Source organism: Streptomyces sp. NPDC053665 (assembly GCF_055585285.1).
The window spans coordinates 1,062,147-1,087,873 of sequence record NZ_JBVJKK010000001.1 but is presented as its reverse complement, the minus strand read 5'-3'; the positions used below and the strand labels follow the sequence as shown (position 1 = coordinate 1,087,873).

22 protein-coding genes and 1 pseudogene are annotated in these 25,727 nt (G+C 74.1%); 16 read left to right on the top strand and 7 right to left on the bottom strand.

Annotated elements, in window-relative coordinates; genetic code table 11:
• Positions 1–413 precede the first annotated feature (413 nt).
• Complete coding sequence (locus ACZ6ZN_RS04670; protein ID WP_469643955.1) at positions 414–1,073, bottom strand: SDR family oxidoreductase; 660 nt, start codon at positions 1,071–1,073, stop codon at positions 414–416.
• Positions 1,074–1,311: 238 nt separating this feature from the next.
• Here ACZ6ZN_RS04670 and ACZ6ZN_RS04665 point away from each other — a divergent pair, with 238 nt between their 5' ends.
• Positions 1,312–1,938, top strand: coding sequence for a dihydrofolate reductase family protein (locus ACZ6ZN_RS04665; protein WP_469643044.1), 627 nt, complete (start codon positions 1,312–1,314; stop codon positions 1,936–1,938).
• 87 nt (positions 1,939–2,025) lie between these two features.
• Positions 2,026–2,421, top strand: a complete 396-nt coding sequence (locus ACZ6ZN_RS04660; protein ID WP_451878382.1) for a guanyl-specific ribonuclease — start codon at positions 2,026–2,028, stop codon at positions 2,419–2,421.
• A gap of 120 nt (positions 2,422–2,541) precedes the next feature.
• Here ACZ6ZN_RS04660 and ACZ6ZN_RS04655 read toward each other — a convergent pair whose 3' ends face one another.
• Positions 2,542–3,549, bottom strand: a complete 1,008-nt coding sequence (locus tag ACZ6ZN_RS04655) for a Gfo/Idh/MocA family protein (protein WP_469643042.1) — start codon at positions 3,547–3,549, stop codon at positions 2,542–2,544.
• Positions 3,550–3,677: 128 nt separating this feature from the next.
• Between ACZ6ZN_RS04655 and ACZ6ZN_RS04650 the strand changes: the two genes are divergently transcribed.
• The 6 genes from ACZ6ZN_RS04650 (at position 3,678) to ACZ6ZN_RS04625 (ending at position 12,597) form a co-directional block, all read left to right on the top strand.
• A complete protein-coding gene (locus tag ACZ6ZN_RS04650) occupies positions 3,678–4,415 on the top strand; it encodes a GntR family transcriptional regulator (RefSeq protein ID WP_398109925.1) in 738 nt (245 codons plus the stop codon).
• A gap of 108 nt (positions 4,416–4,523) precedes the next feature.
• Positions 4,524–5,672: an ROK family glucokinase gene (locus tag ACZ6ZN_RS04645; RefSeq protein WP_398109535.1), complete on the top strand. Its 1,149-nt coding sequence runs from the start codon at positions 4,524–4,526 to the stop codon at positions 5,670–5,672.
• Positions 5,669–6,250, top strand: coding sequence for a sugar kinase (locus ACZ6ZN_RS04640; protein ID WP_398109534.1), 582 nt, complete (start codon positions 5,669–5,671; stop codon positions 6,248–6,250). The genes ACZ6ZN_RS04645 and ACZ6ZN_RS04640 overlap by 4 nt, the downstream gene beginning before the upstream one ends.
• Positions 6,251–6,438: 188 nt before the next feature.
• Positions 6,439–9,270: an SNF2-related protein gene (locus tag ACZ6ZN_RS04635; protein WP_469643039.1), complete on the top strand. Its 2,832-nt coding sequence runs from the start codon at positions 6,439–6,441 to the stop codon at positions 9,268–9,270.
• 40 nt (positions 9,271–9,310) lie between these two features.
• Positions 9,311–11,701 carry an SWIM zinc finger family protein gene (locus ACZ6ZN_RS04630; protein ID WP_469643038.1) on the top strand — a complete coding sequence of 797 codons (2,391 nt, stop codon included), beginning with the start codon at positions 9,311–9,313 and terminating at the stop codon, positions 11,699–11,701.
• A gap of 74 nt (positions 11,702–11,775) precedes the next feature.
• Entirely contained in the window at positions 11,776–12,597 is an 822-nt protein-coding gene (locus tag ACZ6ZN_RS04625) for an SDR family NAD(P)-dependent oxidoreductase (RefSeq protein ID WP_469643036.1), read from the top strand.
• A gap of 217 nt (positions 12,598–12,814) precedes the next feature.
• On the opposite strand, the gene ACZ6ZN_RS04620 is transcribed toward ACZ6ZN_RS04625, so the two are convergent.
• Positions 12,815–13,312, bottom strand: coding sequence for an ATP-binding protein (locus ACZ6ZN_RS04620; protein ID WP_469643034.1), 498 nt, complete (start codon positions 13,310–13,312; stop codon positions 12,815–12,817).
• 151 nt (positions 13,313–13,463) lie between these two features.
• Between ACZ6ZN_RS04620 and ACZ6ZN_RS04615 the strand changes: the two genes are divergently transcribed.
• Both ACZ6ZN_RS04615 and ACZ6ZN_RS04610 read left to right on the top strand, forming a co-directional pair.
• Positions 13,464–14,303: a helix-turn-helix domain-containing protein gene (locus ACZ6ZN_RS04615; protein ID WP_469643032.1), complete on the top strand. Its 840-nt coding sequence runs from the start codon at positions 13,464–13,466 to the stop codon at positions 14,301–14,303.
• Complete coding sequence (locus tag ACZ6ZN_RS04610) at positions 14,300–14,554, top strand: DUF397 domain-containing protein (RefSeq protein WP_469643030.1); 255 nt, start codon at positions 14,300–14,302, stop codon at positions 14,552–14,554. The genes ACZ6ZN_RS04615 and ACZ6ZN_RS04610 overlap by 4 nt, the downstream gene beginning before the upstream one ends.
• Here the strand turns inward: ACZ6ZN_RS04610 and ACZ6ZN_RS04605 are convergent.
• A pseudogene (locus tag ACZ6ZN_RS04605) lies at positions 14,523–14,909 on the bottom strand (MFS transporter); the annotation flags it as partial. The gene ACZ6ZN_RS04610 and the pseudogene ACZ6ZN_RS04605 overlap by 32 nt on opposite strands.
• 122 nt (positions 14,910–15,031) lie before the next feature.
• On the opposite strand from ACZ6ZN_RS04605, the gene pcaDC reads away from it, so the two are divergent.
• From pcaDC to ACZ6ZN_RS04590, 3 genes are read left to right on the top strand one after another with little or no spacing between them, the layout of a single operon-like run.
• Positions 15,032–16,342 (top strand): bifunctional 3-oxoadipate enol-lactonase/4-carboxymuconolactone decarboxylase PcaDC, encoded by a 1,311-nt coding sequence (pcaDC, locus tag ACZ6ZN_RS04600; protein WP_469643028.1) that lies wholly within the window; start codon positions 15,032–15,034, stop codon positions 16,340–16,342.
• A gap of 34 nt (positions 16,343–16,376) precedes the next feature.
• Positions 16,377–17,012: an MBL fold metallo-hydrolase gene (locus tag ACZ6ZN_RS04595; RefSeq protein ID WP_469643026.1), complete on the top strand. Its 636-nt coding sequence runs from the start codon at positions 16,377–16,379 to the stop codon at positions 17,010–17,012.
• Positions 17,013–17,057: 45 nt separating this feature from the next.
• Positions 17,058–17,837, top strand: a complete 780-nt coding sequence (locus ACZ6ZN_RS04590; RefSeq protein WP_469643024.1) for an exodeoxyribonuclease III — start codon at positions 17,058–17,060, stop codon at positions 17,835–17,837.
• Positions 17,838–17,863: 26 nt separating this feature from the next.
• Here ACZ6ZN_RS04590 and ACZ6ZN_RS04585 read toward each other — a convergent pair whose 3' ends face one another.
• A complete protein-coding gene (locus ACZ6ZN_RS04585; RefSeq protein ID WP_469643022.1) occupies positions 17,864–19,648 on the bottom strand; it encodes an SGNH/GDSL hydrolase family protein in 1,785 nt (594 codons plus the stop codon).
• A gap of 220 nt (positions 19,649–19,868) precedes the next feature.
• On the opposite strand from ACZ6ZN_RS04585, the gene ACZ6ZN_RS04580 reads away from it, so the two are divergent.
• Entirely contained in the window at positions 19,869–20,276 is a 408-nt protein-coding gene (locus ACZ6ZN_RS04580; protein ID WP_469643020.1) for a DUF6278 family protein, read from the top strand.
• Positions 20,277–20,416: 140 nt separating this feature from the next.
• Positions 20,417–21,160, top strand: coding sequence for an amino acid ABC transporter ATP-binding protein (locus tag ACZ6ZN_RS04575; RefSeq protein ID WP_398109523.1), 744 nt, complete (start codon positions 20,417–20,419; stop codon positions 21,158–21,160).
• A 220-nt stretch (positions 21,161–21,380) separates the two neighbouring features.
• On the opposite strand, the gene ACZ6ZN_RS04570 is transcribed toward ACZ6ZN_RS04575, so the two are convergent.
• Both ACZ6ZN_RS04570 and ACZ6ZN_RS04565 read right to left on the bottom strand, forming a co-directional pair.
• On the bottom strand, positions 21,381–22,949 hold the full coding sequence (locus tag ACZ6ZN_RS04570; RefSeq protein WP_469643018.1) for a CocE/NonD family hydrolase: 1,569 nt from the start codon (positions 22,947–22,949) through the stop codon (positions 21,381–21,383).
• Positions 22,950–23,064: 115 nt separating this feature from the next.
• Positions 23,065–23,820 (bottom strand): hypothetical protein, encoded by a 756-nt coding sequence (locus ACZ6ZN_RS04565; protein WP_451878369.1) that lies wholly within the window; start codon positions 23,818–23,820, stop codon positions 23,065–23,067.
• Positions 23,821–23,925: 105 nt separating this feature from the next.
• Here ACZ6ZN_RS04565 and ggt point away from each other — a divergent pair, with 105 nt between their 5' ends.
• Positions 23,926–25,725 carry a gamma-glutamyltransferase gene (ggt, locus tag ACZ6ZN_RS04560; RefSeq protein WP_469643016.1) on the top strand — a complete coding sequence of 600 codons (1,800 nt, stop codon included), beginning with the start codon at positions 23,926–23,928 and terminating at the stop codon, positions 25,723–25,725.
• The last annotated feature ends 2 nt before the right edge of the window (positions 25,726–25,727 follow it).

The window sequence follows — 25,727 nt, the reverse complement described above, 5'->3', positions numbered from 1 at the left end:
CGCCGGGCTGGCGGACCGTTGGCTTTCCGGTCCCTGCCGGGTAGGCGGGGTGATTCCGGGCGTCCCGACCAACACGGGGCTCCCTGCCTGGCACGCCGTCCGTGACGCCGGATTGCCGGACCGTGGGCTTTCGGGTCCTGCCCCCTCGGCGTCACCCGGGGCGTAGCCGGGTCGCCGGAAGCGGCGGCTGGGGCGGTCGTCGACGCCGGATGGCGTGGCACCGCCGGTCAAGCGGCCGGCGGCCGGCCGGAGGCGGTCCCGCCGCAGGGTCGGTGGCCGGTCCCGCCGATCGGTGCGTCGCCGCACCGGCTCCCGGGTGGCAGCCCGGCGGCGGGCCCGGGCCCGTCCGGCCCACACCCGGCGGGACGGGCCCGGGCCCGCCGAGGGAAGTCGCCCCCGGGGGCCTCGGCCCGCTACGCCGCGTGGCCGCCGTCCACCGCGAACTCCGCCCCCGTCACATACGTCGCCACCGCCAGGTACGCCACCGTCGAGGCCACCTCGTCCGCCGTGCCGAACCGGCCCAGCGCGGTCAGCGCCGCCTGGCCGGGTGCGTACGGCCCGTCCGCCGGGTTCATGTCGGTGTCGATCGGGCCGGGGTGCACGACGTTGGCGGTGATGCCGCGAGCGCCCAGCTCCCGGGCCAGTGCCCTGGTCAGGCCGATCAGGGCCGCCTTGCTCATGGTGTAGAGCGTGCCACCCGGCCCCGGCACCCGCTGCGCCATGCAACTGCCGATCGTGACGATCCGCCCGCCCTCCCGCATCCTCGCGGCGGCCGCCTGCGAGGCCAGGAACACCGCGCGCACGTTGACGGCGAGCACGCGGTCGACGTCCGCGAGCGACAGGCTCTCCAGCGGACCGAGCACTCCCACACCGGCGTTGTTCACCAGGATGTCCAGCCGGCCCAGTGCCTCGGCCGCCGCGTCCACCACCTCGACCGCCTCGGCGGCGTCCGCCGCGTCCGCGCGCAGTGCCACCGCCCGGCGGCCCAGCGCCTCCACCTCCCGTACGACGGCCCGGGCCGCCTCCTCGCCGCCGACGTACCCGACGGCCACGTCCGCGCCCTCCCGCGCCAGTCACAGGGCCGTCGCCGCGCCGATGCCACGGCTCCCGCCGGTCACGAGAGCCACCTTGCCGTCCAGAGTTCCTCGAGCTGTCATGCCCCCATTCCAGCGGCCGGCCGGCCTGGGTACCGGCGGGCAACGGACGCCGATCTCCGGCCGCCTCGCGGCCCAGCGACGAGTTGCGCGTGCCGGCGCGGTCTGCACCCATGGCAACCAGGCCCCACGACCCCCGGAAGGGAAGGCACCCGCCATGGGCAAGCTCGTCTCCACCCTCTTCGTCACGCTCGACGGCGTCTACCAGGCCCCCGGCGGCCCCCGGGAGGACACCCGCGGGGGCTTCACCCACGGCGGCTGGAGCTTCCCCTACGCCGAGGAGGACTTCGGCCGGTTCGTCAACGAGGTCTTCGCCCGCCCGGCCGCCTTCCTGCTGGGCCGGCGGACGTACGACATCTTCGCCTCCTACTGGCCGAAGGTGACCGACCCCGGCGACCCCGTCGCCTCCAAGCTCAACGGGCTGCCCAAGTACGTCCCCTCCTCGACCCTGGTCGACCCGGCGTGGGCGGGCACCACCGTGCTCCGCGGCGATCTCGCCGGGGAGGTCACCGCGCTCAAGGAAGGCACCGACGGCGAGATCCAGGTGCACGGCAGCGGAGCCCTGGTCCGGTCCCTGCTCGCGCTGGACCTGCTCGACACCCTCCATCTGCTGACCTTCCCGGTCGTGCTCGGCTCCGGGTTCCGGCTGTTCCCGGAGGGCGCCGTGCCGACGGCGTTCGAGCACACCGGCGGCAGCGTCACCGGGGCCGGGGTCTCGATCCAGACGTACGACCTGAAGGGACGCCCGGAGTACGGCGAGTTCGGCCTGCCGGAGGACGCGTGAACTCCTCCCGAACGCACGGGGTTTCACAGGAAATTCGCCTGGCTTGTCATTGACATGCCACTCTCTACGCGCGTCATCATGAGCGGCATGAACTTCCCCCCACACGCCTCGCGGCTCGGCGCAGCAGCCGCCCTCCTGACCGCCCTCGTCATCGGCACGACCGTCTCCACCGGCACGGCCGGCGCCGCCCCCACCGCCGTCGGCACCATCTGCTACAGCGCCCTGCCCTCGCAGGCGCACGACACGCTCGACCTGATCGAGCAGGGCGGCCCGTACCCGTTCGAGCAGGACGGCACCGTCTTCCAGAACCGGGAGGGCATCCTGCCCGGCCAGTCGTCCGGCTACTACCACGAGTACACCGTCATCACCCCCGGCTCCGACACCCGCGGCGCGCGCCGCATCGTCACCGGTGAGCGGAGCCAGGAGGACTACTACACGGCCGACCACTACGAGTCGTTCGACCTCGTCGACCACGGCTGCTGAACCGGGCCCGCCCGGGCCGCCCCGGCCGGAGGTCCGTCGCCGTTCTCAGACGGACTTCCGGCTCCCGGCGCCCCCTTCCGGTCGGTGCATGCGTGGTCCCCGACGTCCAGGTCCCGCCGCTCACGCCCCGCCGGCGATCTCCGCGAGGCGGACCGGCCGGCGCTCGCGCCGGGACAGCTCGCACGCCTCGGCGACGCGCAGCGCCTGCAGGGCCTCGCGTCCGTCGCACGGGTTGGCCCGCTCGCCCCGCACCACGTCGACGAACGCGTTCAGCTCCGCCTCGTAGGCGGGGCCGAACCGCTCCAGGAAGCCCGCCCAGGGCTTGTCCGCGGCCGGCGGCCCGGTCGGCTCGGTCGACGCGATCGGCGTGCGGTCGTCCAGGCCGACCACGATCTGGTCCCGCTCACCGGCGAGTTCCATGCGCACGTCGTACCCGGCCCCGTTCAGCCGGGTCGCGGTGACCGTGGCCAGCGTGCCGTCGTCCAGCGTGAGCAGGGCGGCGCCGGTGTCCACGTCACCGGCCTCCCGGAACATCGCCGGCCCCGCGTCCGACCCGGCCGCGTACACGTCCACGACCTCCCGGCCGGTGACCCAGCGCAGTACGTCGAAGTCGTGGATCAGGGTGTCCCGGTACAGCCCGCCCGACAGCGGCAGCCAGGCCGCGGCCGGCGGCTGCTCGTCGCTGGTCAGCGCCCGCACGGTGTGCAGCCGCCCCAGCCGGCCCGAGCGCACGGCCTCGCGCGCCCCCGTGTACCCGGCGTCGAAGCGGCGCTGGAAACCCATCTGCAGCACCGTCCCGGCCGCCTCGACCTCGGCGATCGCGCTCAGGGACCCCGGCAGGTCCAGTGCTATCGGCTTCTCGCAGAACACCGGCAGCCCCGAGCGCGCCGCACGGCCGATCAGTTCGGCGTGGGCGGACGTGGCCGTCGTGATCACCACGGCGTCGACCCCCCAGCGGAAGATCTCCTCCACCCCGGGGGCCGCCGTCTCGCCCAGCCGGTGCGCCAGTTCCTGGGCCCGGGCGGGATCCGCGTCCGTGAGGATCAGGGAGCCCACGTCGCGATTCCTGCTCAGGGTCTTCGCGTGGATGGTGCCGATGCGGCCCGTACCGATGACGCCGATGCGCATGGGAACAAAGTGCGGCCACCGGCCGCCCCTGTCAATCCGTATGTCCGGACAATCTGACTACACGACTTCCCGTCAACAACGCACGGAGCTACGCTCGGCCCGTGCCGAAACCAGAAGTGGACCCGACCGTGCAGCTCGAGCTGAGCGTGGACCGCAGCTCACCCGTGCCGTTGTACTTCCAGCTGTCCCAGCAGCTGGAGGCCGCGATCGAGCACGGCACGCTGACCCCCGGCAGCCTCCTGGGCAACGAGATCGAGCTCGCCGCCCGGCTCGGCCTGTCCCGGCCGACCGTCCGCCAGGCCATCCAGTCGCTCGTCGACAAGGGCCTGCTGGTCCGCCGCCGCGGCGTCGGCACCCAGGTCGTGCACAGCCAGGTCAAGCGCCCCCTGGAACTCAGCAGCCTCTACGACGACCTGGAGGCGGCCGGTCAGCGACCGGCGACCGAGGTCCTCGTCAACACCGTCGTCCCCGCCTCCGCCGAGGTCGCCGCGGCCCTGGGCGTCGCCGAGGACAGCGAGGTCCACCGCGTGGAACGCCTCCGCCTCGCCCACGGCGAGCCCATGGCCCACCTCTGCAACTTCCTGCCACCCGGCCTCATCGATCTCGACACCGGCCAGCTGCAGTCCACGGGCCTGTACCGCCTGATGCGCGCGGGCGGCATCACCCTGCACAGCGCCCGCCAGTCCATCGGGGCCCGGGCGGCGACCCCGGAGGAGGCCGAGCGGCTGTCCGAGGAGCCGGGCGCCCCGCTGCTCACCATGCAACGCGTCACGTTCGACGACACGGGCCGCGCGGTCGAGTACGGCACGCACACCTACCGCCCGACGCGCTATTCCTTCGAATTCCAGTTGCTCGTGCGTACTTAGGGGGCGCGGGGAACTGCGCGACGAGCCCCCGCCGGCCCGCACTCGGCGGTGATCCGCACCACCCCTGTGCTCCGCACGCTGCCTCCCCGTGAGGCAGAATCGGCGGCGATGAGCACCTACCGCGACCTCACCGCCCCCATCGGCTCCCGCCGTGCCACGGCGCTCCGCACCGTCGGCACCCGGGAGCGCCGCTCGCACCTGACGGCACCCCGGGTGCCGACGGTCGGCATCGACATCGGCGGCACCAAGGTGATGGCGGGCGTCGTCGACGCCGACGGCAACATCCTGGAGAAGCTCCGTACGGAGACCCCGGACAAGTCCAAGAGCCCCAAGGTCGTCGAGGACACCATCGCTGAGCTGGTCCTGGACCTCTCGGACCGGCACGACGTGCACGCCGTCGGCATCGGCGCCGCCGGCTGGGTCGACGCCGACCGCAACCGCGTGCTCTTCGCCCCGCACCTGTCCTGGCGCAACGAGCCGCTGCGCGACCGCCTCGCCAGCCGGCTGTCCGTCCCGGTACTCGTCGACAACGACGCCAACACCGCCGCCTGGGCGGAGTGGCGCTTCGGCGCCGGCAGCGGCGAGGACCACCTCGTGATGATCACGCTGGGCACCGGGATCGGCGGCGCGATCCTTGAGGACGGCCAGGTCAAGCGCGGCAAGTACGGGGTCGCCGGCGAGTTCGGCCACATGCAGGTCGTGCCCGGCGGCCACCGCTGCCCCTGCGGCAACCGCGGCTGCTGGGAGCAGTACAGCTCCGGCAACGCCCTGGTGCGCGAGGCCCGGGAGCTGGCCGCGGCCGACTCGCCGGTCGCCTACGGCATCATCGAGCACGTCAAGGGCAGCATCGGCGACATCACCGGCCCGATGATCACCGAGCTGGCCCGCGACGGCGACGCCATGTGCATCGAGCTGCTCCAGGACATCGGCCAGTGGCTCGGCGTCGGCATCGCCAACCTCGCCGCCGCCCTCGATCCCTCCTGCTTCGTGATCGGCGGCGGCGTCTCGGCCGCCGACGACCTGCTGATCGGCCCGGCCCGCGACGCCTTCAAGCGACACCTCACCGGCCGCGGCTACCGCCCCGAGGCCCGCATCGTCCGGGCCCAGCTCGGCCCCGAGGCCGGCATGGTCGGCGCCGCCGACCTCGCCCGGCTCGTCGCCCGCCGCTTCCGCCGCGCCAAGCGCCGCCGTGTGGAGCGCCACGAGCGCTACGAGCGGTACACGCAGTCGCTCCGCAGCAGCCAGGAGACCCTGTGACCGCCTCCCTGCCGCACCAGGGCACCTGGCCGGACGGCCAGGAGCGCCCGGCCGAGGACCGCCGCCACCGGATCCGCCGCAGGGCGCTCACCCTGCTGACCATCGTGCTGCTCATCGGCATCCCGGCCGGCTACCTGGTGATCTCCGCGAACCAGAGCCGCGACAGCGGCAAGGACAAGGAGGCGAAGTACTCGGCGACGGGGCTGACCGCGGGCTGGCCCTCCAAGCTCCAGCGCCGCATCTACCAGGTGCCCATCCCGCACCCCGCCTGGCACGTGGCCTACTACGAGACCAACAACTGGAAGACCAGCCGGCTCTACGCCCAGTTCGAGACGAACGCGGCCGGACTGGACGCCTACCTCACGGGCCTCGGCCTGACCCGCGAGGACCTCGAGCAGGGCGAGGTCGCCATCGGCGCCCGCGACCGAAGGATCACCGGCTGGCGCTTCCCCGGCGGCGACGGCTGGTACGGCTTCGTCCACCGCCAGGAGAACCCCGCCCCCACGCACGACGTGGTCGTGGACCTGTCCAACCCGGCGTACCCCTGGGTCTACGTCGTCGCCCGCACGGTTCCCTGACCCAGGGCCGAGCCCGTGGGGCCCGGTCGCCGGAGCCGTTGGCCGTCGGTCGCCCGAGCACTGCCGGTCCCCGGAGCCGTTGGCCGTCGGTCGCCCGGGCGCTGCCGGTCCCCGGAGCCGATTGTCAGACCCCGCCCGTAGAGTCGGAGACGAGTGATCCGACGCCGGGGCGGGAGGTGACAGGACGTATGGGCGACACGGCCGTGACGCAGACGGAGCGGGCAGCGGACGAGGTGGTTCCGGTGCGGCTCCCGGCCGTCTTCCTGCCCGCGCCCCTCCCTCGCGACGGACGCGTGGCCTTCTGGGACCCCGAGGGCGAGCCCCTGCCCGGCCCCGGCGCCGAGCTGACCGTCGTACGCCGGCACGGCACGGGCGTGCGGCGGCGGACCGTCCCCGCGCTGTCCCTTCCCGTCGACGCCGCCCTGCCCCTGCTCGTGCGCGCCCGGCACGACCCGGCGGCCCACCCCGCCACCGCCTGCTGGGGCGCCGCCGCCCTGCACGCCCTGCGGCTCACCGCCCGCGGCCGGCTGCTGCCCGGACTCACCGCCACCGGGCACGACGCCTGGCGCGCCGGCCCCCTCGACCCGGACGACATCGCCCACCTGCGCGCCGTGGCCGCCGCCCTGCCCCCCGAGGGGCACGCCGTCCCCCTGCCCGGCCCCGGCCCCCTCCAGCTGCCCGAACCCGAGGCCCTGGTCCGCGCCTTCCTGGACGCCGTCGCCGACACCCTGCCCCGCACCCCGGCCGCCCCCCACACCACCGGCCGGCCCTTCGCCGCCCGCGAGGCCCAGCACCTCCCCGCCGCCCACGACTGGGCCGCCGAGGTCGCCGCCGGCATGGACGCGGGCGTGCGGATCTCGCTCCGCCTGGACCTCTCGGCGTACGACCTGTTCGACGACACCCCCGACGGCGGCGGGCGCAGCGCCGGGGCGGCGATCGTCCAGGTGCACAGCCTCGCCGACCCCACCCTCGTGACCGACGCGGCGGCCCTGTGGGCGGGGGAGGCCGGCGACGCCTTCGGCCCCCGCGCCCGCGTGGACGCCGCCCTCGCCGTGCGCCGGGCGGCGCGCATCTGGCCCCCGCTGGACCGGCTCTCCGACCAGGACGTCCCGGACGTGCTGGCCCTGAGCGAGGACGAACTGAGCGACCTGCTCGGCGTCGCGGCCACCCGACTCGCCGCTGCCGGGGTCGCCGTGCACTGGCCGAGGGACCTCGCCCAGGACCTGTCCGCGGCCGCGGTGGTGCGTCCCGCGCCCGGCTCGGCCACCGACGGCACCGGCTTCTTCGAGAGCGAGGACCTGCTCGCGTTCCGCTGGCAGCTGGCGCTCGGCGGCGACCCGCTCACGGACGCCGAGATGGACGCCCTCGCCGAGGCCCACCGCCCCGTCGTCCGGCTGCGCGACCAGTGGGTGCTGGTCGACCCCGCGCTGGTGCGCAAGGCCCGCAAACGGGACCTCGGCCTGCTCGACCCGGTCGACGCGCTGTCCGTCGCCCTCACGGGCACCGCGGAGGTGGACGGCGAGACGGTCGAGGCGGTACCGGCCGGCGCCCTCGCCGCCCTGCGCGACCGCCTGACCGCCGGGATCGACGCCGCCGAACCGCCCCCCGGCCTGCACGCCACCCTGCGCGACTACCAGCTGCGCGGCCTGGCCTGGCTCGACCTGATGACCTCCCTCGGCCTCGGCGGCTGCCTCGCCGACGACATGGGCCTCGGCAAGACCGTCACGCTCATCGCGCTGCACCTCAAGCGGGCCCGCCCCGAGCCGACCCTCGTGGTCTGCCCCGCCTCGCTGCTCGGCAACTGGCAGCGCGAGATCACCCGCTTCGCCCCCGGCGTGCCCGTACGCCGCTACCACGGCCCCGACCGCACCCTGGACGGCCTCGACGGCGGTTTCGTCCTCACCACGTACGGCACGATGCGCTCGGCGGCCCCCGCCCTGGCCGACCGGGACTGGGGCATGGTCGTCGCCGACGAGGCCCAGCACGTCAAGAACCCCTACTCCGCCACCGCCAAGGCGCTGCGCACCCTCGCGTCCCCCGCGCGGGTCGCCCTCACCGGCACCCCCGTGGAGAACAACCTGTCGGAGCTGTGGGCCCTGCTCGACTGGACGACCCCCGGCCTGCTCGGCCCCCTCAAGTCCTTCCGCGCCCGGCACGCCCGGGCCGTCGAGACCGGCGAGGACGAGGAGGCCGTCCAGCGCCTCGCCCGTCTGGTGCGGCCCTTCCTGCTGCGCCGCAAGAAGTCCGACCCGGGGATCGTGCCCGAGCTGCCGCCCAAGACCGAGACCGACCACCCGGTGCCGCTCACCCGGGAACAGGCGGCGCTGTACGAGGCGGTGGTGCGCGAGTCGATGCTCGCGATCGAGACGGCGGAGGGCATGGCCCGCCGGGGCATGGTGCTCAAGCTGCTCACCTCGCTCAAGCAGATCTGCGACCACCCCGCGCTGTTCCTCAAGGAGGAGCACGCCCCCGTCGGCGACCGGCTCGCCGCCCGCTCCGGGAAACTCGCCCTCCTGGACGAACTGCTGGACACCCTCCTCGCCGAGGACGGCTCCGCCCTGGTCTTCACGCAGTACGTCGGGATGGCCCGGCTGATCGCCGCGCACCTGGCCGGCCGCGCGGTCCCCGTCGACCTCCTGCACGGCGGCACGCCCGTCCCGGAGCGGGAACGGATGGTGGACCGCTTCCAGAGCGGCTCCGTCCCGGTCCTGGTCCTCTCGCTCAAGGCCGCCGGCACGGGCCTCAACCTCACGCGCGCCGGCCATGTCGTCCACTTCGACCGCTGGTGGAACCCGGCCGTCGAGGAACAGGCCACCGACCGTGCCTACCGCATCGGCCAGACCCAGCCCGTCCAGGTCCACCGCCTCATCACCGAGGGCACGGTCGAGGACCGCATCGCCGAGATGCTCCACGCCAAGCGCGCCCTGGCCGACGCGATCCTCGGCTCGGGCGAGTCGGCCCTCACGGAACTGACGGACCGCGAGCTGTCCGACCTGGTGTCCCTGCGGAGGACGCCGTGACGCCCCGCCGCGAGCCCGTCACCGCCCCGGGGAGCACGCGGTGAGCGCCCGCCCGGCCGACGAGGCGCGCAGGGCCCTGCGGGAGGCCCGGGAACGCACGGCCCGGGACCGCGCGGCGACCCAGGACCCGTCCCGGCCCGGCGATACCGACACCGATACCGACACCGGCGGGGAGAACCCCGGCCCGGCGAACGTGGCGCGCGAGGCGTTGCGGGCGCAGGGGAACGCGCCCGAGGGGCGGACGCCGGCCGGGGAGGGGGAGCGGGAGACGCCCGAGGGGGGCGATGAGTCGGCTCGGCCGGGGCGGCGTGCGGGGGATGTGGCGCGGGAGGCGTTGCGGGCGCAGGGGAGCGCGCCCGAGGGGCGGACACCGGCCGGGGAGGGGGAGCGGGACACGTCCGAGCGGGATACCTCCGAGCGGGGCGATGAGTCGGCTCGGCCGGGGCGGCGTGCGGGGGACGTGGCGCGGGAAGCGCTGCGCGCCGCGCGGGACGACGCCCGCAGGGCCCGGCAGGAGACGGAGCGCGAGGGCGCCCGCCGCAGGCGCCGGGCCCGGCAGAGCGCCGTGGACGACAGGGTGGCGGCCGTGCGCCGCGCCCGGACGGACGCCGGCGGTCCGGGTACGCGCGACATGCGGGAACTGCTGTCCGACGCGTTCCGGATGCCGGATATGTCGGATGCGCCGGACCTGTCCGGCGAACCCGACGTGCCGGACGGTCCGGAGACGGACCTGCCCCGCGGTGACCGACCGGGCGGAACGGACCAAACGGACCGAACGCATCGATCGGACCCGCCGGACAACCCGGGCCCGCCGGACAACCCGGGTCCGCCGGACGTGCCGGGCCCGCAGGATGCCGACGCCGACACCGCGCTCGCAGAAGGGAACGCCTCGGCGCCCCGGGAGACCCACTCCGCTCCGTACTCCGACGACCAGGTCGTGCCCGTGCCGCCCACGGCCCCGGCGTACGCCCGCCCTCGCGCTCCTCGCGCTCCGGAAGACCCCGCCACCGGGGACGGCCCCGTGCCGCCCGCACCCGGGCACGCCGCTTCCACCGCTCCCGAGCAGCCGCCGCACGCTTCGGACACCCCGTACACCCCGTACACCCGGCCCAGCACCCCGGCGGCCTCGGCGGCCGGGCCCTCCGACCCGCCCAAGTCGGGCTCCCGCCGCCCCATGGCCGCCCCGCACCGCGACAGCGACCTGCGCCGCACCTTCCCGCCCTTCCCGCCCCGGGAGGGCGAGACGTTCGCAGCGAGCTGGTGGGGCAACGCCTGGGTCACCGCACTGGAACAGGGCGCGCTGGACAGCAAGCGGCTGGAACGCGGCCGCGGGTACGCCGAGCAGGGGAACGTCGACGCCATCACGGTGACGCCCGGGCTCGTGCTGGCGTACGTGCAGGGCAGCCGCCCGCGCCCGTACCGCGTCCAGGTCCGCTTGCGCACCCTCGGCGACGCCGGCTGGGACCGCTTCCTGGACGCCGCGGCCGACCGCCCCGGGCACATCGCGGCGCTGCTCGACAAGGAGATGCCCCGGTCCCTGGCCGACTGCGGCGTCCCCCTGCTGCCCGGCCCCGGCGACCTGGAGCCGCACTGCAGCTGCCCCGACCGCGGCCACCCTTGCAAGCACGCCGCCGCCCTCTGCTACCAGACGGCCCGGCTGCTCGACGCGGACCCGTTCGTGCTGCTGCTCCTGCGCGGCCGGGGCGAGCGCGAGCTGCTCGACGCCCTGTCCCGGCTGAGTGCCACCCGGGCCGCACGCGCCGCCCAGGACAAGGGACCGGCGCCGGCACCGGGCGTGCGGGCCACCGAGGTGCTGGCGGCCGGCGCTCGCCCGCCCCTGCCCGCCCCGCTGCCCGCGCCCCCGCACCCGGAGCAGCCCCCGGCGTACCCGGCGTCCCCGGGCGGGCCGGACCCCTTCGCGCTGGACCAGCTGGCCACGGACGCAGCCGCCCGGGCGCACGCCCTGCTCACGACCGGCCGGGACCCGGTCGGGGGGCTGACCTTCTGGCAGGACGCGGTCCGCCTGGCCGCGGCCCGTCCCGGCTCGGGCCTCACCGCGGGCAGCCGGGCGCTGTACTCCTCGCTGGCCTCGGCGGCCGGCCGCTCCGCCGCCGACCTGGCCCGCGCGGTCGCCGCCTGGCGGCAGGGCGGGCCGGAGGGCCTGGCCGTGCTGGAGGAGCCGTGGGACCCGCCGGCCGGCCGCTTCGACCGGGCCCGGCCGCTGCTCCTCGCCGCGGACCTGCCCGCCTTCCGCCCCTGGCGCAACCACCTGACCCACCCCCGCGGTCACCTCCAGCTCCGCCTGGGCCGGGACGGCCTGTGGTACGCGTACGAGTCCGAGCCGGGCCGCGAGGACTGGTGGCCCAGGGGCACACCGGACCTGGACCCGGTGGGGGCCCTGACCGGACTGGGCGCACCGGGCGACGTCTGACGTACGCGTGCCGCCCGACCGCCCCTCTACGATCGGACCGCTGCCACGACCCGCCGACGAAGGGCTGAACGACTGTGACGGACAAGCGTGTTGTGATCGTCACCGGCGCGGGTTCCGGCATCGGGGCGGCCACCGCCCGACTGCTCCGGGAGGAGGGGCACGAGGTCGTGGCCGGCGGCCGCCGGGCCGCACCGCTGCGGCGCCTCGCCGAGGAGACGGGCGCGCTGGCCTACCCGTCCGACGTGGGCGACCCCGAAGCCGCCGAGGGAATCGTCCGGGCGGCGCTCGACGCCCACGGGCGCGTCGACGGGCTGGTGCTGAACGCGGGCATCGGACGGGGCGGCACGGTCGGGGAGCTGTCGATGGCGGACTGGGACGAGGTGATGCGCACCAACGTCACCGGTCCCCTGCTGCTCCTGCGGGCGGCGATCCCGCACCTGCTGGCGTCGCGGGGAGCGGTCGTCGCCGTCGCCTCGGTGTCGGCCCTGCTCAACGGGCCGGGCAACGCCCCGTACGCGGTGTCCAAGGCGGCCCTGCTGCAACTGTGCCGTTCCGTCGCCGTCGACCACGGCCGTGACGGTGTGCGGGCCAACACCGTGTGCCCGAGCTGGGTCAGGACCGAGATGGCCGACCGCCGTATGGCGCGCTTCGCCGAGGAGGCGGACCTGGGGGAGGGCGGCATCGAGGCGGCCTACCGGGAGGTGACGAGACCCCTGCCCCTCGGCCGCCCCGGTGAGCCCCGCGAAGTCGCCCGGGCGATCGCCTGGTTGCTCTCGCCCGCGGCGTCCTACGTCAACGGCGCCGTGCTCACCGTCGACGGAGGGGCGACGGCCCTCGACCCGGGAACCCTGGCCTTCGACTACGCCCTCACCCCGCGCACCGGCACCGGCAGCTGACCGCGCTCGTCCCGCAGCGGGCAGTGCCGTTCCGCAGAGCCCCTGGGATGTGCGAGTCAGGACCGGGCGAGCTCACCCCGGACGCTTCGGGCTGCCGCCACGAGGTTTCTCCGCCCAGGATGTACGCCATCGGCCTCGGCTGCGGGATCTGCCACGCGCACCGTCTCGTCCACTCCGACGGCCTCGACCGGCGGACGGGAACGACCGGCGGCGGCCGTCACCCGTTGCGCGCCGCCCGCCCGACCAGCGACAGCCAGCCCGGCAGATCGACCTCCGCACGGACGGTCTTGCCCGGCTCCCGCTCCAGCACCTCCCACCGGTCGGCGAGCGCCCCGACGAGGAACAGCCCGCGCCCGGACTCGTCGAGAGGCGGCGGAGCCGTCACGGCTCCGGGCGCGGGCGGCAGGCTATCGGCGCGGGTGTCGGTGACCTCGACGCGCACGCTCCCCGTGACGAGCGAGAGCCGCACCTCGAAGTCCCGGCCCGGCACCCGCCCGTGGGTGACGGCGTTCGCCGCCAGCTCGCCGACGATCGCGGCGACCGTCCCCACGGCGTCCGACCCGGAAGCGGACGAGGATCCGACGCCCCACGCCCTCAGCTGCTCTATGGCGTGGTGCCGTGCGAGGCGGGCGCCCAGCGGGGTGGCGCTGAACCTCCGGACGGAGGTGAACACACGTACGGTAACCGGGCCCTGGTGGGTGGACGGAGCTGTCATGCGCCCAATCTGGCCTCTCCGGCACCCCTTTCACCAGGCCGGAGCCGCGTACTCTGCGCGAGAGTACGCGGTCACGGACTGGACGGTACCGATGACAGCCCGTAACCATGGACGAGTTGGAAGCGGGGTGTGAGCGGAAGGTGGGGCGAGGGTGGTCGAGGACACGTGCGTACGGGGTGGCGGGGAGCCGGACGGGGCGGACAGCCTGCGGACGTTCGGGGCGGCGCTCCAAGCGCTGCGCGAGCACGCGGGGCTGAGCCGGGAGGAGTTCGCGGAGGCCGTCCGGTTCTCCAAACACACCGTGGCGTCGGTGGAGTTGGGGCGGCGGATGCCGGACGTCGCCTTCGTGGAGCGGGCGGAGGAGGCGACCGGGAACACGGGAGTGCTGAGCAAGACCCTCAAGCGGGTCGCTCGGCAACCGGGTCTTGCGGCCTGGTTCCGGCAGTGGGCGCGGCTGGAGGCGACCGCGATCACGCTGTACACCTACGAATGCCGGTTGGTGCCGGGGCTGCTGCAGACGGAGGCGTACGCGCGCACGCTGTTCACCAACCAGCTCCCGCCGCTGGACGACGAGCAGATCGAGGCCCAGTGGACGGCACGGGCGGAACGCCAGCGGCTGCTGCGGGAGCGGCCGAACACGGCGTTCGGGTTCATCCTGGAGGAGGGCGTGTTCCTGCGGCGCACGGGCGGGACGGAGGCGACGCGTGAACTCGTCGACCACGTACTGGAGATCGCGGCGCTGCGGAACGTCGAGTTGCAGATCATGCCGCAGGTTCAGGAGACGCACGCTGGGCTCGACGGGCCCATGCAGCTGTTGGAGACCCCGGAGAATCAGTGGTTCGCGTACTGCGAGGGGCAACGGGGAGGCCTTCTCGTATCCGACGCGAAAGAGATCAGCGTGCTCCAGAGGCGGTATGCCAGGATGCGTTCGCAGGCTCTCACCATCACGGACTCCGTGAGTCTGTTGCATCGGATGCGAGGGGAACTATGAACACGTCCGACCTGGCCTGGTTCAAGAGCAGCTACAGCAGCGGCTCCGGTGACGACTGCGTCGAAGTCGCCCTCTCCTGGCGGAAGTCCACCTACAGCAGCGGGGGCGACGGCGACTGCGTCGAGGTCGCCCCCTGCCCCACCGCCGTCCACATCCGCGACTCCAAGGACCGGCAGGGGCCCCAGTTCGCCGTCGCCCCCGCCGCCTGGGCCGACTTCGTCACCTTCGCGGCAGCAGTCCCGGCGTCATGACCGGTACGGCGGCCAGGACCAGCCACGGCACGGCCGCCGGAAGCCCCGCGTCGAGCAGGGAGCCCGTCGCCGAGCTGCCGACGAGGACGACCAGGCCGGAGACGGACGACAACGCGCCGTGTAGAGGCCGATGCGGCCGTCCTCGGCGAGGTCGGGCACCCAGGCACGGGCGGCGGGCACGACCAGCATCTGGCCGAGGGTGAGCAGCACGACGTACCCGGCGGCGGGCAGCAGCCGGCGGCCATGGAGCGGCGCAGGTCGAGCGGTCGCCCGCCCACCGTGTGACCCGGAGCTGTGCGCACACCACCAGCAGGGACGACAGGGCGAACAGCCAGGACAGCGAGGTCTGGGAGCCGGTGGGCGGCAAGGCATGCGGTGTCGGTGCATGGCCGGCCTGTAGGTCTTCAACCTGGTCAGACGGGTATCGCGCGTCCCCGCGTTATAGGGGCGTCCGCGCGACGTGAGAGGGTCTGGGGCGTGAGTGAGACACCCCCGAACACCCTGCAATACCGCATTGACGGGCCAGAAGACGCTCCGGTCCTGATCCTGGGTCCCTCACTGGGCACCACCTGGCACATGTGGGACCGGCAGATCCCCGAGCTGGCCGGACAGTGGCGGGTCGTCCGGTTCGACCTGCCGGGGCACGGCGGCGCACCGGCGTACCCGGCGGACTCGGTCGGCGACCTCACCACCCGGCTGCTGGCCACCCTCGACGGGCTCGGCGTGCAGCGCTTCGGCTACGCGGGCTGCGCGCTCGGCGGCGCCCTCGGCATCGAGCTGGCGCTGCGCCACCCCGAACGGCTCGCCTCCCTCGCCCTGATCGCGGCCTCCCCGCGCTTCGGCACCGCCGACGAATTCCGGCAGCGGGGCGTGATCGTGCGCACCAACGGCCTCGACCCCATCGCCCGCACCGCGCCGGAGCGCTGGTTCACCGGCGGGTTCGCCGCCGCGCAGCCCGCGATCACCGAGTGGGCCGTGCAGATGGTCCGCACCACCGACCCCGGCTGCTACATCGCCGCCTGCGAGGCGCTCGCCTCCTTCGACGTGCGGCCCGAGCTGGCGCGGATCGGCGTGCCCACGCTCGTCCTGGTCGGCTCGGACGACCGGATCACCGGGCCCGCCGAGGCCCGCACCCTGGTGGCGGGCATCCCGGACGCGCGTCTCGCCGTCGTCCCCGGCGCCTCCCACCTGGTGCCGGTCGAGCAGCCGGCGGCCGTCACCGACCTGCTGGTCAGGCACTTCTCCACCGCCTGGCAGCCCGCCTTCGAGACCTCCACCGGGCAGACGGCCCTGCCCACGGCCGCCGCCCTCCGCCCGGTCGTGTCCGCCGCTCCGCCGCAGCCCGCGCAGACCGGCCCCGTCGCCGAGATCGCCCCGGCCGCCGCGGCCCCGCAGGAGCGGGGACGGCCCGACCCCTACGACGCGGGGATCAAGGTGCGCCGCGAGGTCCTGGGCGACGCACACGTCGACCGGGCGCTGGCCGAGGCGGACGAGTTCTCCGGCGACTTCCAGGAGCTCCTCACCCGCTACGCCTGGGGCGAGGTCTGGGACCGCCCGGGTCTGGACCGCCGCACCCGCAGCTGCGTCACCCTCACCGCCCTGGTCGCCGGCGGCCACCTCGACGAACTGGCCGTCCACGTCCGGGCCGCCCTGCGCAACGGCCTCACCCCCGGCGAGATCAAAGAAGTGCTGCTCCAGGCGGCCGTCTACTGCGGGGTGCCCGCGGCCAACCGCGCGTTCAAGGTCGCCCAGCAGGTCGTCCGCGAGGAGACCACCCCCCAGGAGTGACTCCCCGCGGGGGTCCGGAGGCAGGATGGGAAGCATGAAGCTCACGAAGAAGACGCACGCCTGCGTCCGCCTCGAGAAGGACGGCCGGAGTCTCGTCCTGGACCCCGGAGGCTACACCGAGGCGGACGCGGCACTCGGCGCGGACGCGATCCTCGTCACCCACGAGCACCCCGACCACTTCGACGAGGCCCGGCTGCGGGCGGCAATGGAGGCGGACCCCGGCACCGAGATCTGGACGCTGAAGTCCGTCGCGGACACGCTCGCCCCGGCGTTCCCCGGCCGCGTCCACACCGTCGGCCACGGTGACACCTTCACCGCCGCCGGGTTCGACGTCGAGGTGCACGGCGAGCTGCACGCCGTGATCCACCCGGACATCCCGCGCATCACCAACGTCGGCTACCTGATCGACGGCGGCACGGTCTTCCACCCCGGCGACGCCCTGACCGTGCCCGGCCGGCCGGTCGAGACGCTGCTGCTGCCCGTCATGGCCCCCTGGAGCAAGATCTCCGAGGTCATCGACTACGTCCGCGAGGTGCGCCCGCAGCGCGCCTACGACGTCCACGACGCCCTGCTCACCGACCTGGCCCGCCCCGTCTACGACCGGCAGATCGGCGGGCTCGGCGGCTCGGAGCACCTGCGGCTGGCACCCGGGGAGTCGGCCGAGGTCTGACGGGGCCGGGCGGCGTTGTCGTACCCGGCGGGTAGGTTGTGGGGCATGCGCATCGCCACCTGGAACGTGAACTCGATCACCGCCCGCCTGCCGAGGCTCCTGGCCTGGCTGGAGAGCAGCGGCACGGACGTGCTGTGCCTCCAGGAGGCCAAGGTCTCCGAGGAGCAGTTCCCGTCCGAGCAGCTGCGCGAGCTGGGCTACGAGTCGGCGGTCCACGCCACCGGCCGGTGGAACGGGGTGGCGGTGCTCTCCCGCGTGGGCATCGAGGACGTCGTGAAGGGCCTGCCCGGCGACCCGGGCTTCGACGGCTCGGTGGAGCCCCGGGCGATCGCGGCGACCTGCGGCCCGGTCCGCGTCTGGTCGGTCTACGTGCCGAACGGCCGCGAGGTGGACCACCCGCACTACGCCTACAAGCTCCAGTGGCTGGAGGCCCTCAAGGCCGCCGTCGCCGGTGACGCCGCGGGCAGCCGCCCCTTCGCCGTGATGGGCGACTACAACGTGGCGCCGACCGACGACGACGTCTTCGACCGGGCCGTCTTCGAGGGCTCCACCCACGTCACCCCGGCGGAGCGCGCCGCCCTCGCGTCCCTGCGCGAGGCGGGCCTGTCGGACGTGGTCCCGCGCCCCCTGAAGTACGACCGGCCCTTCACGTACTGGGACTACCGCCAGCTCGCCTTCCCCAAGAACCGCGGCATGCGCATCGACCTGGTGTACGCGAACGCGCCGTTCGCCAAGGCCGTCGGTGACGCGTACGTGGACCGCGAGGAGCGCAAGGGCAAGGGCGCCTCCGACCACGCACCGGTCGTGGTGGACCTGGACGTCTAGGGCCCCTCCGGCGGCAGGACCGGTCCCTACGGCCGCAGCAGCCCGAGGTCGACGGAGTCCGCCAGGGCCGCCAGGCCCGTGTCGCCGGGATGCAGGTGGTCCCCGCTGTCGTACGCGGGCAGCAGCCGGGACGGGCGCGCGGGGTCGCGCACGACGGCGTCGAAGTCGAGCACGCCGTCGAAGACGCCGCCGCGGCGGATCCACCGGTTCACCGCCAGCCGCTCGGTGTCCACGGCGGCCGTGCAGCGTGCCTCGCCGCCGCAGGGCAGGATCGTCGCCGCGAGCATCCGCACCCCCCGGACGCGACCCCGGTCCGCGAGCTCGCGCAGCCCGGCGATCACCTGCTCCGCGGGGGCGCCCCACCGCAGGTCGTTCACGCCCTCGAAGACGACGGCCGTCCGGACCGACGGCTGGGCCAGCACGTCCCGGTCGAAGCGGTTCAGGGCGCTCACCCCGGCCGCGTCCGTGGACACCCCGTCGCCCGGGTACCGGTCGCCGGTCACGCGGTTGCCCGAGATGCCCTGGTTCAGCACGCCGTAGCGCGGCACGGCGTGCTGGCGCAGCAACCGGCCGGCCAGCACGTCGGGCCAGCGCCGGTTGGCGTCCGGCGTGGACTTCTCACCGTCGGTGATCGAATCCCCGAGCAGCACCACGGACCCGGGGCCGCCGCCCACGTCCACCCCCGCCAGCAGCGGCCGGCCGGTGATCTCCGAGGTGTACGCCCCCGCCGAGCCGTCCGCCGTGTGGTCCCCGGGCTCGCTCACGTACGACCGCTGCCGCCCGAGCCGGTGCACCGGCGCCGCCGTGACCGTGCCCGGCAGGTGGAAGCTGACCAGCAGGTCGGCGCCGGCCGGGACGGTGAACGGCAGCGGATCGCTGTACGCCTGTGCCCCGGCGGGGATCCGCACACCGGCCGCACCGCCGAAGGCCAGCCGCGCCGGGGTGCCCCGCGGGACGGCGCCCGACGCCCGCACGGCCACCGTCGCCCCGCCGATCCGCACCGGCGCCGCGGCGAAGGTGTTGTCGAGGCGCACCCTGACCCGGGAGCCGCCCGCCGAGGTGTGCACCACCAGCCGCAGCGTGCGGTCCGTCCAGGGTCCGACCGCTTCGTAACCGCCCGTGGAGGTGCCCCAGCTGCCGGTCCAGCCGAGGGTGGCGGTCCGGACCGACAGCGCGAAGACGTGCAGCCCGGACGCGCGCGGCAGCCGGACCGAGGCGACCGCCCGCCCGGGGACCAGTGGGACGGTCACGGCGTACAGCCGTGCGCGCTCGGTGAGCCGGCCGGCGGGCGTGTTGATGTGCGGCAGGGCCACCGCCTTCGTGGCGAGCGGCCCGGTGCGCCAGTCGGGCGCGGTCAGCCGGTAGCCGGACCGCGTGCCGTCGGCATACGCGACCGTGCCCGCCCCGCCCACCGGCCGGCCGGCCGTGCCGGCGACCAGGAAGGCGAGGGCGTCGCCCCGGCCGCCGAGCCGGACGTCCTGACCGGCCGCGCGCACGTTGTCCGGCTCGCCGGGCCGCCGCTTCGGCCAGGTCAGCCGCGCTCCCTGCACGGTCAGGGAACGGCCGGGCGACCAGCCCGCCGCCGTCAGGTCACGCGCCGACAGGGAGGCACCGGAGCCGTCGAAGTCGGCCGCCGCGGGCCGGCTGTCGTCGCTGACGGCACGGTTGTCGAAGAGCCGCTCCAGCGGCACGGGCACGGCCCGCCCCGCCTCGGCGACCCGCCCCGCCTCGGCGGCCCGCGCCGAGACGGCGGGGACCGACGTCCCGCACAGGGTGAGGACCACCAGGATCCCCCGGACGGCACGGCGCACGGCAGGCACCTCCCGCTCATCGGCTCAGGACACGACAGGACGAAACGCAGGGACGAACTGAAGGTGTAACGACGCACGGGGCGCAAGGCGCACGGTGAACGTAGGGAGACGCGCGGGACGCGTCAACGCGCGTCACGCACACCGGGCCTGACCATGGCCGGAACCAGCGGGTCCGCGCGCCCTGTGGTGCGTACGGCGGTACGAATGACACGCTGGACGTATGAACATCCCTTTCCTGGGCCACCGGCGCCGGAAGGCCGCATTCCCCGATCCGGCAGGCATCGCGGAGCTGCTTGCCGAGTGCGAGTTGCTCCGCAACCAGGCGGCCCGGGCGGGGGTCGCGCTGGACGACTCGGCGGCGTCGCTGGAGGCGCTGGACCAACTGGTCCCGGGCTGGCGGGACGACGAGGAGGCCCTGTCCTGGCTGGGCAACGACGCCGGGCTGTACCTCGGCACCGTCATCGTGCGCAGCGTGGCGGGGGCCGCCTGGGAGTTCCGGTCCGACGGGCAGCCCGTCGTACGGCTGGCCTCCGGCCGGGAGTTCGACGTGGTGGACTCCGGCCACGAATGGGCCGCGCACGGCGTGCCCGAGCTGTCGCAGCTGTACGCGGAGGTCGCCGAGTCGTGAGCGCCGCGGCCCCGAGCACCGGCCCAAAGTCCGGCGTAAATACGGCTAATGATCGACGGGTGCGTGTCGCCCCGCGCGCCCGATCCGGCCTGGATACGTTGCGGCAACCACCACACAGCTGAGAGTGAGTAGGGCTGAGCATGGCCGTCGATCCGCTGATCGAGCTGCGTGACGTCAACAAGCACTTCGGGGACCTGCACGTCCTGCGGGACATCAACCTCACCGTGGGCCGGGGGGAGGTCGTGGTCGTCATCGGCCCGTCCGGATCGGGCAAGTCCACGCTGTGCCGGGCGATCAACCGCCTGGAGACCGTCGAGTCCGGGGAGATCGTGCTGGACGGGCAGCCGCTGCCCGAGGAGGGCAGACCCCTGGCGCGGCTGCGCGCCGATGTCGGCATGGTCTTCCAGTCGTTCAACCTCTTCGCCCACAAGACCGTGCTCCAGAACGTCTCGCTGGGACAGGTCAAGGTGCGCGGGCGCAAGAAGGAGGACGCCGACCGCCGCTCGCACGAACTGCTCGACCGGGTCGGCGTCGCCGACCAGGCGGACAAGTACCCGGCGCAGCTCTCCGGGGGCCAGCAGCAGCGCGTGGCCATCGCCCGTGCCCTGGCCATGGAGCCCAAGGCCATGCTCTTCGACGAGCCGACCTCGGCCCTCGACCCGGAGATGATCAACGAGGTGCTGGAGGTCATGCGGCAACTCGCCCAGGAGGGCATGACGATGATCGTCGTCACGCACGAGATGGGCTTCGCCCGGTCCGCCGCCAACCGGGTCGTCTTCATGTCCGACGGCCGCATCGTGGAGGACCGCACGCCCGACGAGTTCTTCACGAACCCCAGCAGTGACCGCGCCAAGGACTTCCTGTCCAAGATCCTCAAGCACTGACCGGGCGGGCACCGGACGGTCCCCCGCAGGGGACCTCGACTACGATGTGCCCTTCATCCCTGTCCGGAGAGGGGGACTTCGAACGCCGCCGATCCCGTCCGGGGGTGACCGGACCGCCCGCCCGGTCCGCGGGGGTCCGCACCGGGTGCGGCCCCCGCGGCCCGCAGGCCACGGGGGCGGCGGTTCACATCGGCCATGCTCGTCCGGCGGCAGCCGGAGATCACTGCTCGCGCAGCGGGACCGACACGTAGGACGGGTCGTTCGCAGGCGAGGAGAAGGTCAGCTGCGCGCCGGACGGGTTGTGCTCGATGTAGAGCGGGTCGACCGTGTCGACGACCAGGGCGAGGCGATGCCCGGCCGGGACGTCGTAGGCCGTGGAGTACAGCTCCAGGTCGACGCCGAACGGCTTCCCGGGGGTGCGCCCGTGGAAGGTGTACGGCGCGTGGGAGACCAGCTTGCCGAGGCCGAGCGGCCCCACGTCGTACAGGTACGCGACGAGGGTGCCGCTCTCCTTGGTCGGGGTGAGGGTCGTGTGCAACCGGGCCGTTCCCCGCACCTGTTGTGCCGCGGCGTACTTCTCGGACTGCCACACGGCGGCCCAGCGGCGGGGGAGCAGGGGGATGGAGGCCATCGGGGGCAGCTGGGCCACCTGGTCGAGGATGCTGGACAGGAAGACGACCCCGCCGTCCGCACCGGAGTTGACGCCGGCGCGGATCGTCCGGGAGTCCGCGAGGGCGATCTTGCGCTCGGTGGCGCCCGCCGTCTTCCAGTCCGGGTAGCCCTCGTAGGCGCCCTGCGCGCGGGACTTGAGCTGTACGGGCGACTCGCGGTCGATGCCGTTGTCCTCGCCGCGCAGGTAGTGGTCGAACCAGCGCGCGGTGTTCGTCCACACGTCGTTGGGAAGCCCGAACAGGCCGGTCAGCTCCGCGGTCGCGTGGTCACCGGGCCGTATCTCCAGCCGCTTGGGGCCGGTGAGCTTCTCGTAGAAGTCGGCGTACTGGTTGGGCGGGAAGACCGAGTCGCCCCAGGCGTTGGCCAGCATGATCGCGGCGCCGTTGCGGTTGATGCGGTCGACGTAGGTGACAGCGGAACGTTTCTTCCCCCAGGCGATGAGGTCCGGTTCCTTCGCGAGGTTCGAGCTGTAGAAGTCGTCGAACACGGTGCGCAGTTCGGCGCCCTGACGGCCCGTGACGATGCTCGCGCCGTCCAGCAGCGCGGCCGCCTGGAGGTGCTGCGTGCGCCCGGCGTAGATGGAGCCGATGAGGTCGGCCCAGCCGCTCAGCGAGGCGACGGCCCTGACCCGCTCGTCGTGCGCGGCGGTGAGCAGGCTGATGCCGGCGCCGTAGGAGACGCCGGCCATGCCGACGTGCGCGGGGTCGGCGGGGGTGTGGGCGAGGGCCCAGTCGATGACCTTCGACGCGTCGGCGACGTCGGGCGGGCCGGCCACCTCGATCTCGCCGCCCGACTGCCAGAAGCCGCGCACGTTGTAGGTGACCACGACGTAGCCGGAGTCGGCGAGCTTCTGGGCCTGCGCCAGGTACTCGATCTGCGGCAGGCCCCAGCTGGTGGGCATGACGAGCAGCGGGTACCGGGCGGTGGCCCCCGCCTGCGAGGGGGTCACGACGTTGGCCTTGAGGACGGTGCCGCCCTCGCCCGCGATGTCGACGAAGCGGACGGGCTGCGGTGCCGCCTGGGCGGTGGGGGCGAATCCGAGGGCGGTACCGGCGAAGAGGGTCGCCGAGACGGCGCCTACGGCGGTGGTGCGCAGGGCCTTGCGGTGGGGTCCCACGGTCACTCCTCACTCGTGTCAGTGCAAAGTGACCGAACGGTAACCTCGGTGCCTTACCAGTGGTAACCCGTCGGTAAGTTACGTGCCAGTAACGATTGTTGAGACGTGGAGGACCTCAGGAGGCGCGGTGGCTGTTGTGTGGAGCCGCGGCGGGTTGCGGTGTCTGCGCCGCCCGTGTCACGTCCGCCACCAGTTCGACGACGTCCGGACCGTAGGCCTGCGAGTTGATCACCTTGAGCAGCAGCACGAAGGAGGAGTCGCCGTACTTGCGGGCCAGCTGCTCGTGGTTGCGGGCGAGGTACCGCGTGGTGGCCTGGTTGGTGATCGCGCTCTGGCCGCAGAAGAGGAAGACCGGGCGGGTGTTCTGGCTGCGCTCCGCGGTGAGCCGGGCGAGCAGCGCGAACTCCTCCCGGCCGTTGTCCATCCGGTAGGGCTCCTGCCCCACCAGGAACGAGCCGCGGTCCGGGCCGGGTTCGGCGTCCACGTTCACCCGGACCCCGGGCAGCAGGGAGGACAGGTGTGCGGCCATGCGGCGGTTGGAGGCCGGACCGCCGACGCAGAACTCGGTGCGCTCACCGAAGCCCTGGCGGGCCGTGTCGTGCGGGAGGATCTGGGCGTGCGCGTTGCAGTCCTTGATCAGCGCGGCCAGCTCCAGCAGCGCGAACACGTCGTAGCGCATCACCGCGAACTCCGGCCCCCCGGCATTGCGGTTGACCACCAGCAGGGACTCGGAGTTGTCGGGCAGCCCGAAGAACCGCTGCTTGCGGCGCAGCCGGCGCTTGTACAGGTAGGTGCGGGCCACCCAGCCGAGCGCGGCGCTGATGCCGGCCGCTATCACGCCCAGGACGATGTTGCGCACGTCGTCATTCATGGGCGCGCATGCTAGCGGGCCCGACGCACCGGTGTTCGACGCCTGCCTGACGCGGCCATGTCGATGAATTAAGCTGCGCGGACCGTTCTTTGCCTGGAGGTGCGGATGCGTCGCCCTGTCACACGGAATCTGACGGTCCTGGCGGTCTCGGCCGCCGTGGTGGCCTCGCTGGGAGCGGCCGCGCCCCCCGTCGCCCACGGCTCCGGGGAGCAGAAGACGCCCCTCGCCGTGGGGTACGGCGGCGCCGTCTCCAGCGTCGACCCGGACGCCTCCGCCGCCGGCATCGAGGTGCTGCGCAAGGGCGGCAACGCCGTCGACGCGGCCGTCGCCACGGCCGCCGCGCTCGGCGTCACCGAGCCCTACTCCGCCGGCATCGGCGGAGGCGGCTACTTCGTGTACTACGACGCCGAGTCCCGCACCGTCCGCACCATCGACGGCCGCGAGACCGCGCCGCTGAGCGCCGACGAGAAGCTGTTCACCGAGGACGGCAAGCCGATCCCCTTCGCCGAGGCCGTCAGCAGCGGCCTGAGCGTCGGCACGCCCGGCACGCCCGCCACCTGGCAGGCGGCCCTCGACCGGTGGGGCAGCAAGCGGCTGTCCACCGTCCTGAAGCCGGCCGAACGGCTCGCCCGCGACGGATTCACCGTCGACGAGACCTTCCGCTCGCAGACGGCGTCCAACGAGACGCGCTTCCGCTACTTCCCGGACACCGCCGAGCTGTTCCTGCCGGGCGGACGGCTGCCGGTGGTGGGCTCCACCTTCAAGAACCCGGACCTGGCCCGCACGTACGACGAGCTGGCCCGCAAGGGGGTCGGCTCGCTCTACCACGGCCGGCTCGGACGGGAGATCACCCGGACGGTCAACAAGCCGCCGGTCGACCCCGCTTCGGGCTGGAACGCCCGGCCGGGCGACCTGTCCGCCAAGGACCTGGCGGCGTACCGGCTGCGTCTCCAGGCGCCCAGCAGGACCTCGTACCGCGGGCTCGGCGTCTACTCCATGGCGCCGTCCTCCTCCGGGGGCACGACGGTCGGGGAGGCGCTCAACATCCTGGAGCGCACCGACCTGTCGAAGGCGAGCAAGGCGCGGTACCTGCACCGCTACATCGAGGCGAGCCGGATCGCGTTCGCGGACCGGGGCCGCTGGGTGGGGGACCCCGCCTTCGAGGACGTGCCGACGAAGGAACTGCTCTCGCAGCGGTTCGCCGACTCGCGCGGCTGCCTCATCAAGGACGACGCGGTGCTCACCAGCCCCGTGGCGCCGGGCGATCCGCGCCGGCCCCAGCGGTGCGACGCCGGCGGCACCGCGGCCCCCACGACCTACGAGGGCGACAGCACCACGCACCTGACCGTGGCCGACAAGTGGGGCAACGTCGTCTCCTACACCCTCACCATCGAGCAGACCGGCGGCAGCGGGATCACCGTGCCGGGGCGGGGCTTCCTCCTCAACAACGAGCTGACGGACTTCTCCTTCAGCCCGGCCAGCCCCGCCGTGCACGACCCGAACCTGCCCGGTCCGGGCAAGCGCCCGCGCTCCTCGATGTCGCCGACGATCGTCCTCGACCGGCACGACAGGCCCGTGGTCGCCCTGGGCTCCCCGGGCGGGGCGACGATCATCACGACGGTGCTGCAGACGCTCACCGGGTTCCTCGACCGGGGGCTGCCGCTCGTCGACGCCATCGCCGCGCCCCGGGCCAGTCAGCGCAACGCGGCGCAGACCGAGCTGGAACCGGGCCTCGACAGCGGGGTGAGGAAGCAGCTCGAGGCGATCGGGCACTCCTTCAAGGCGAACCCGGAGATCGGCGCCGCCACGGGCGTCCAGCGGCTGCCGGACGGCAAGTGGCTGGCGGCCGCGGAGACCGTGCGGCGGGGCGGCGGCTCGGCCATGGTGGTGCGGCCCGTCCGCTGAGC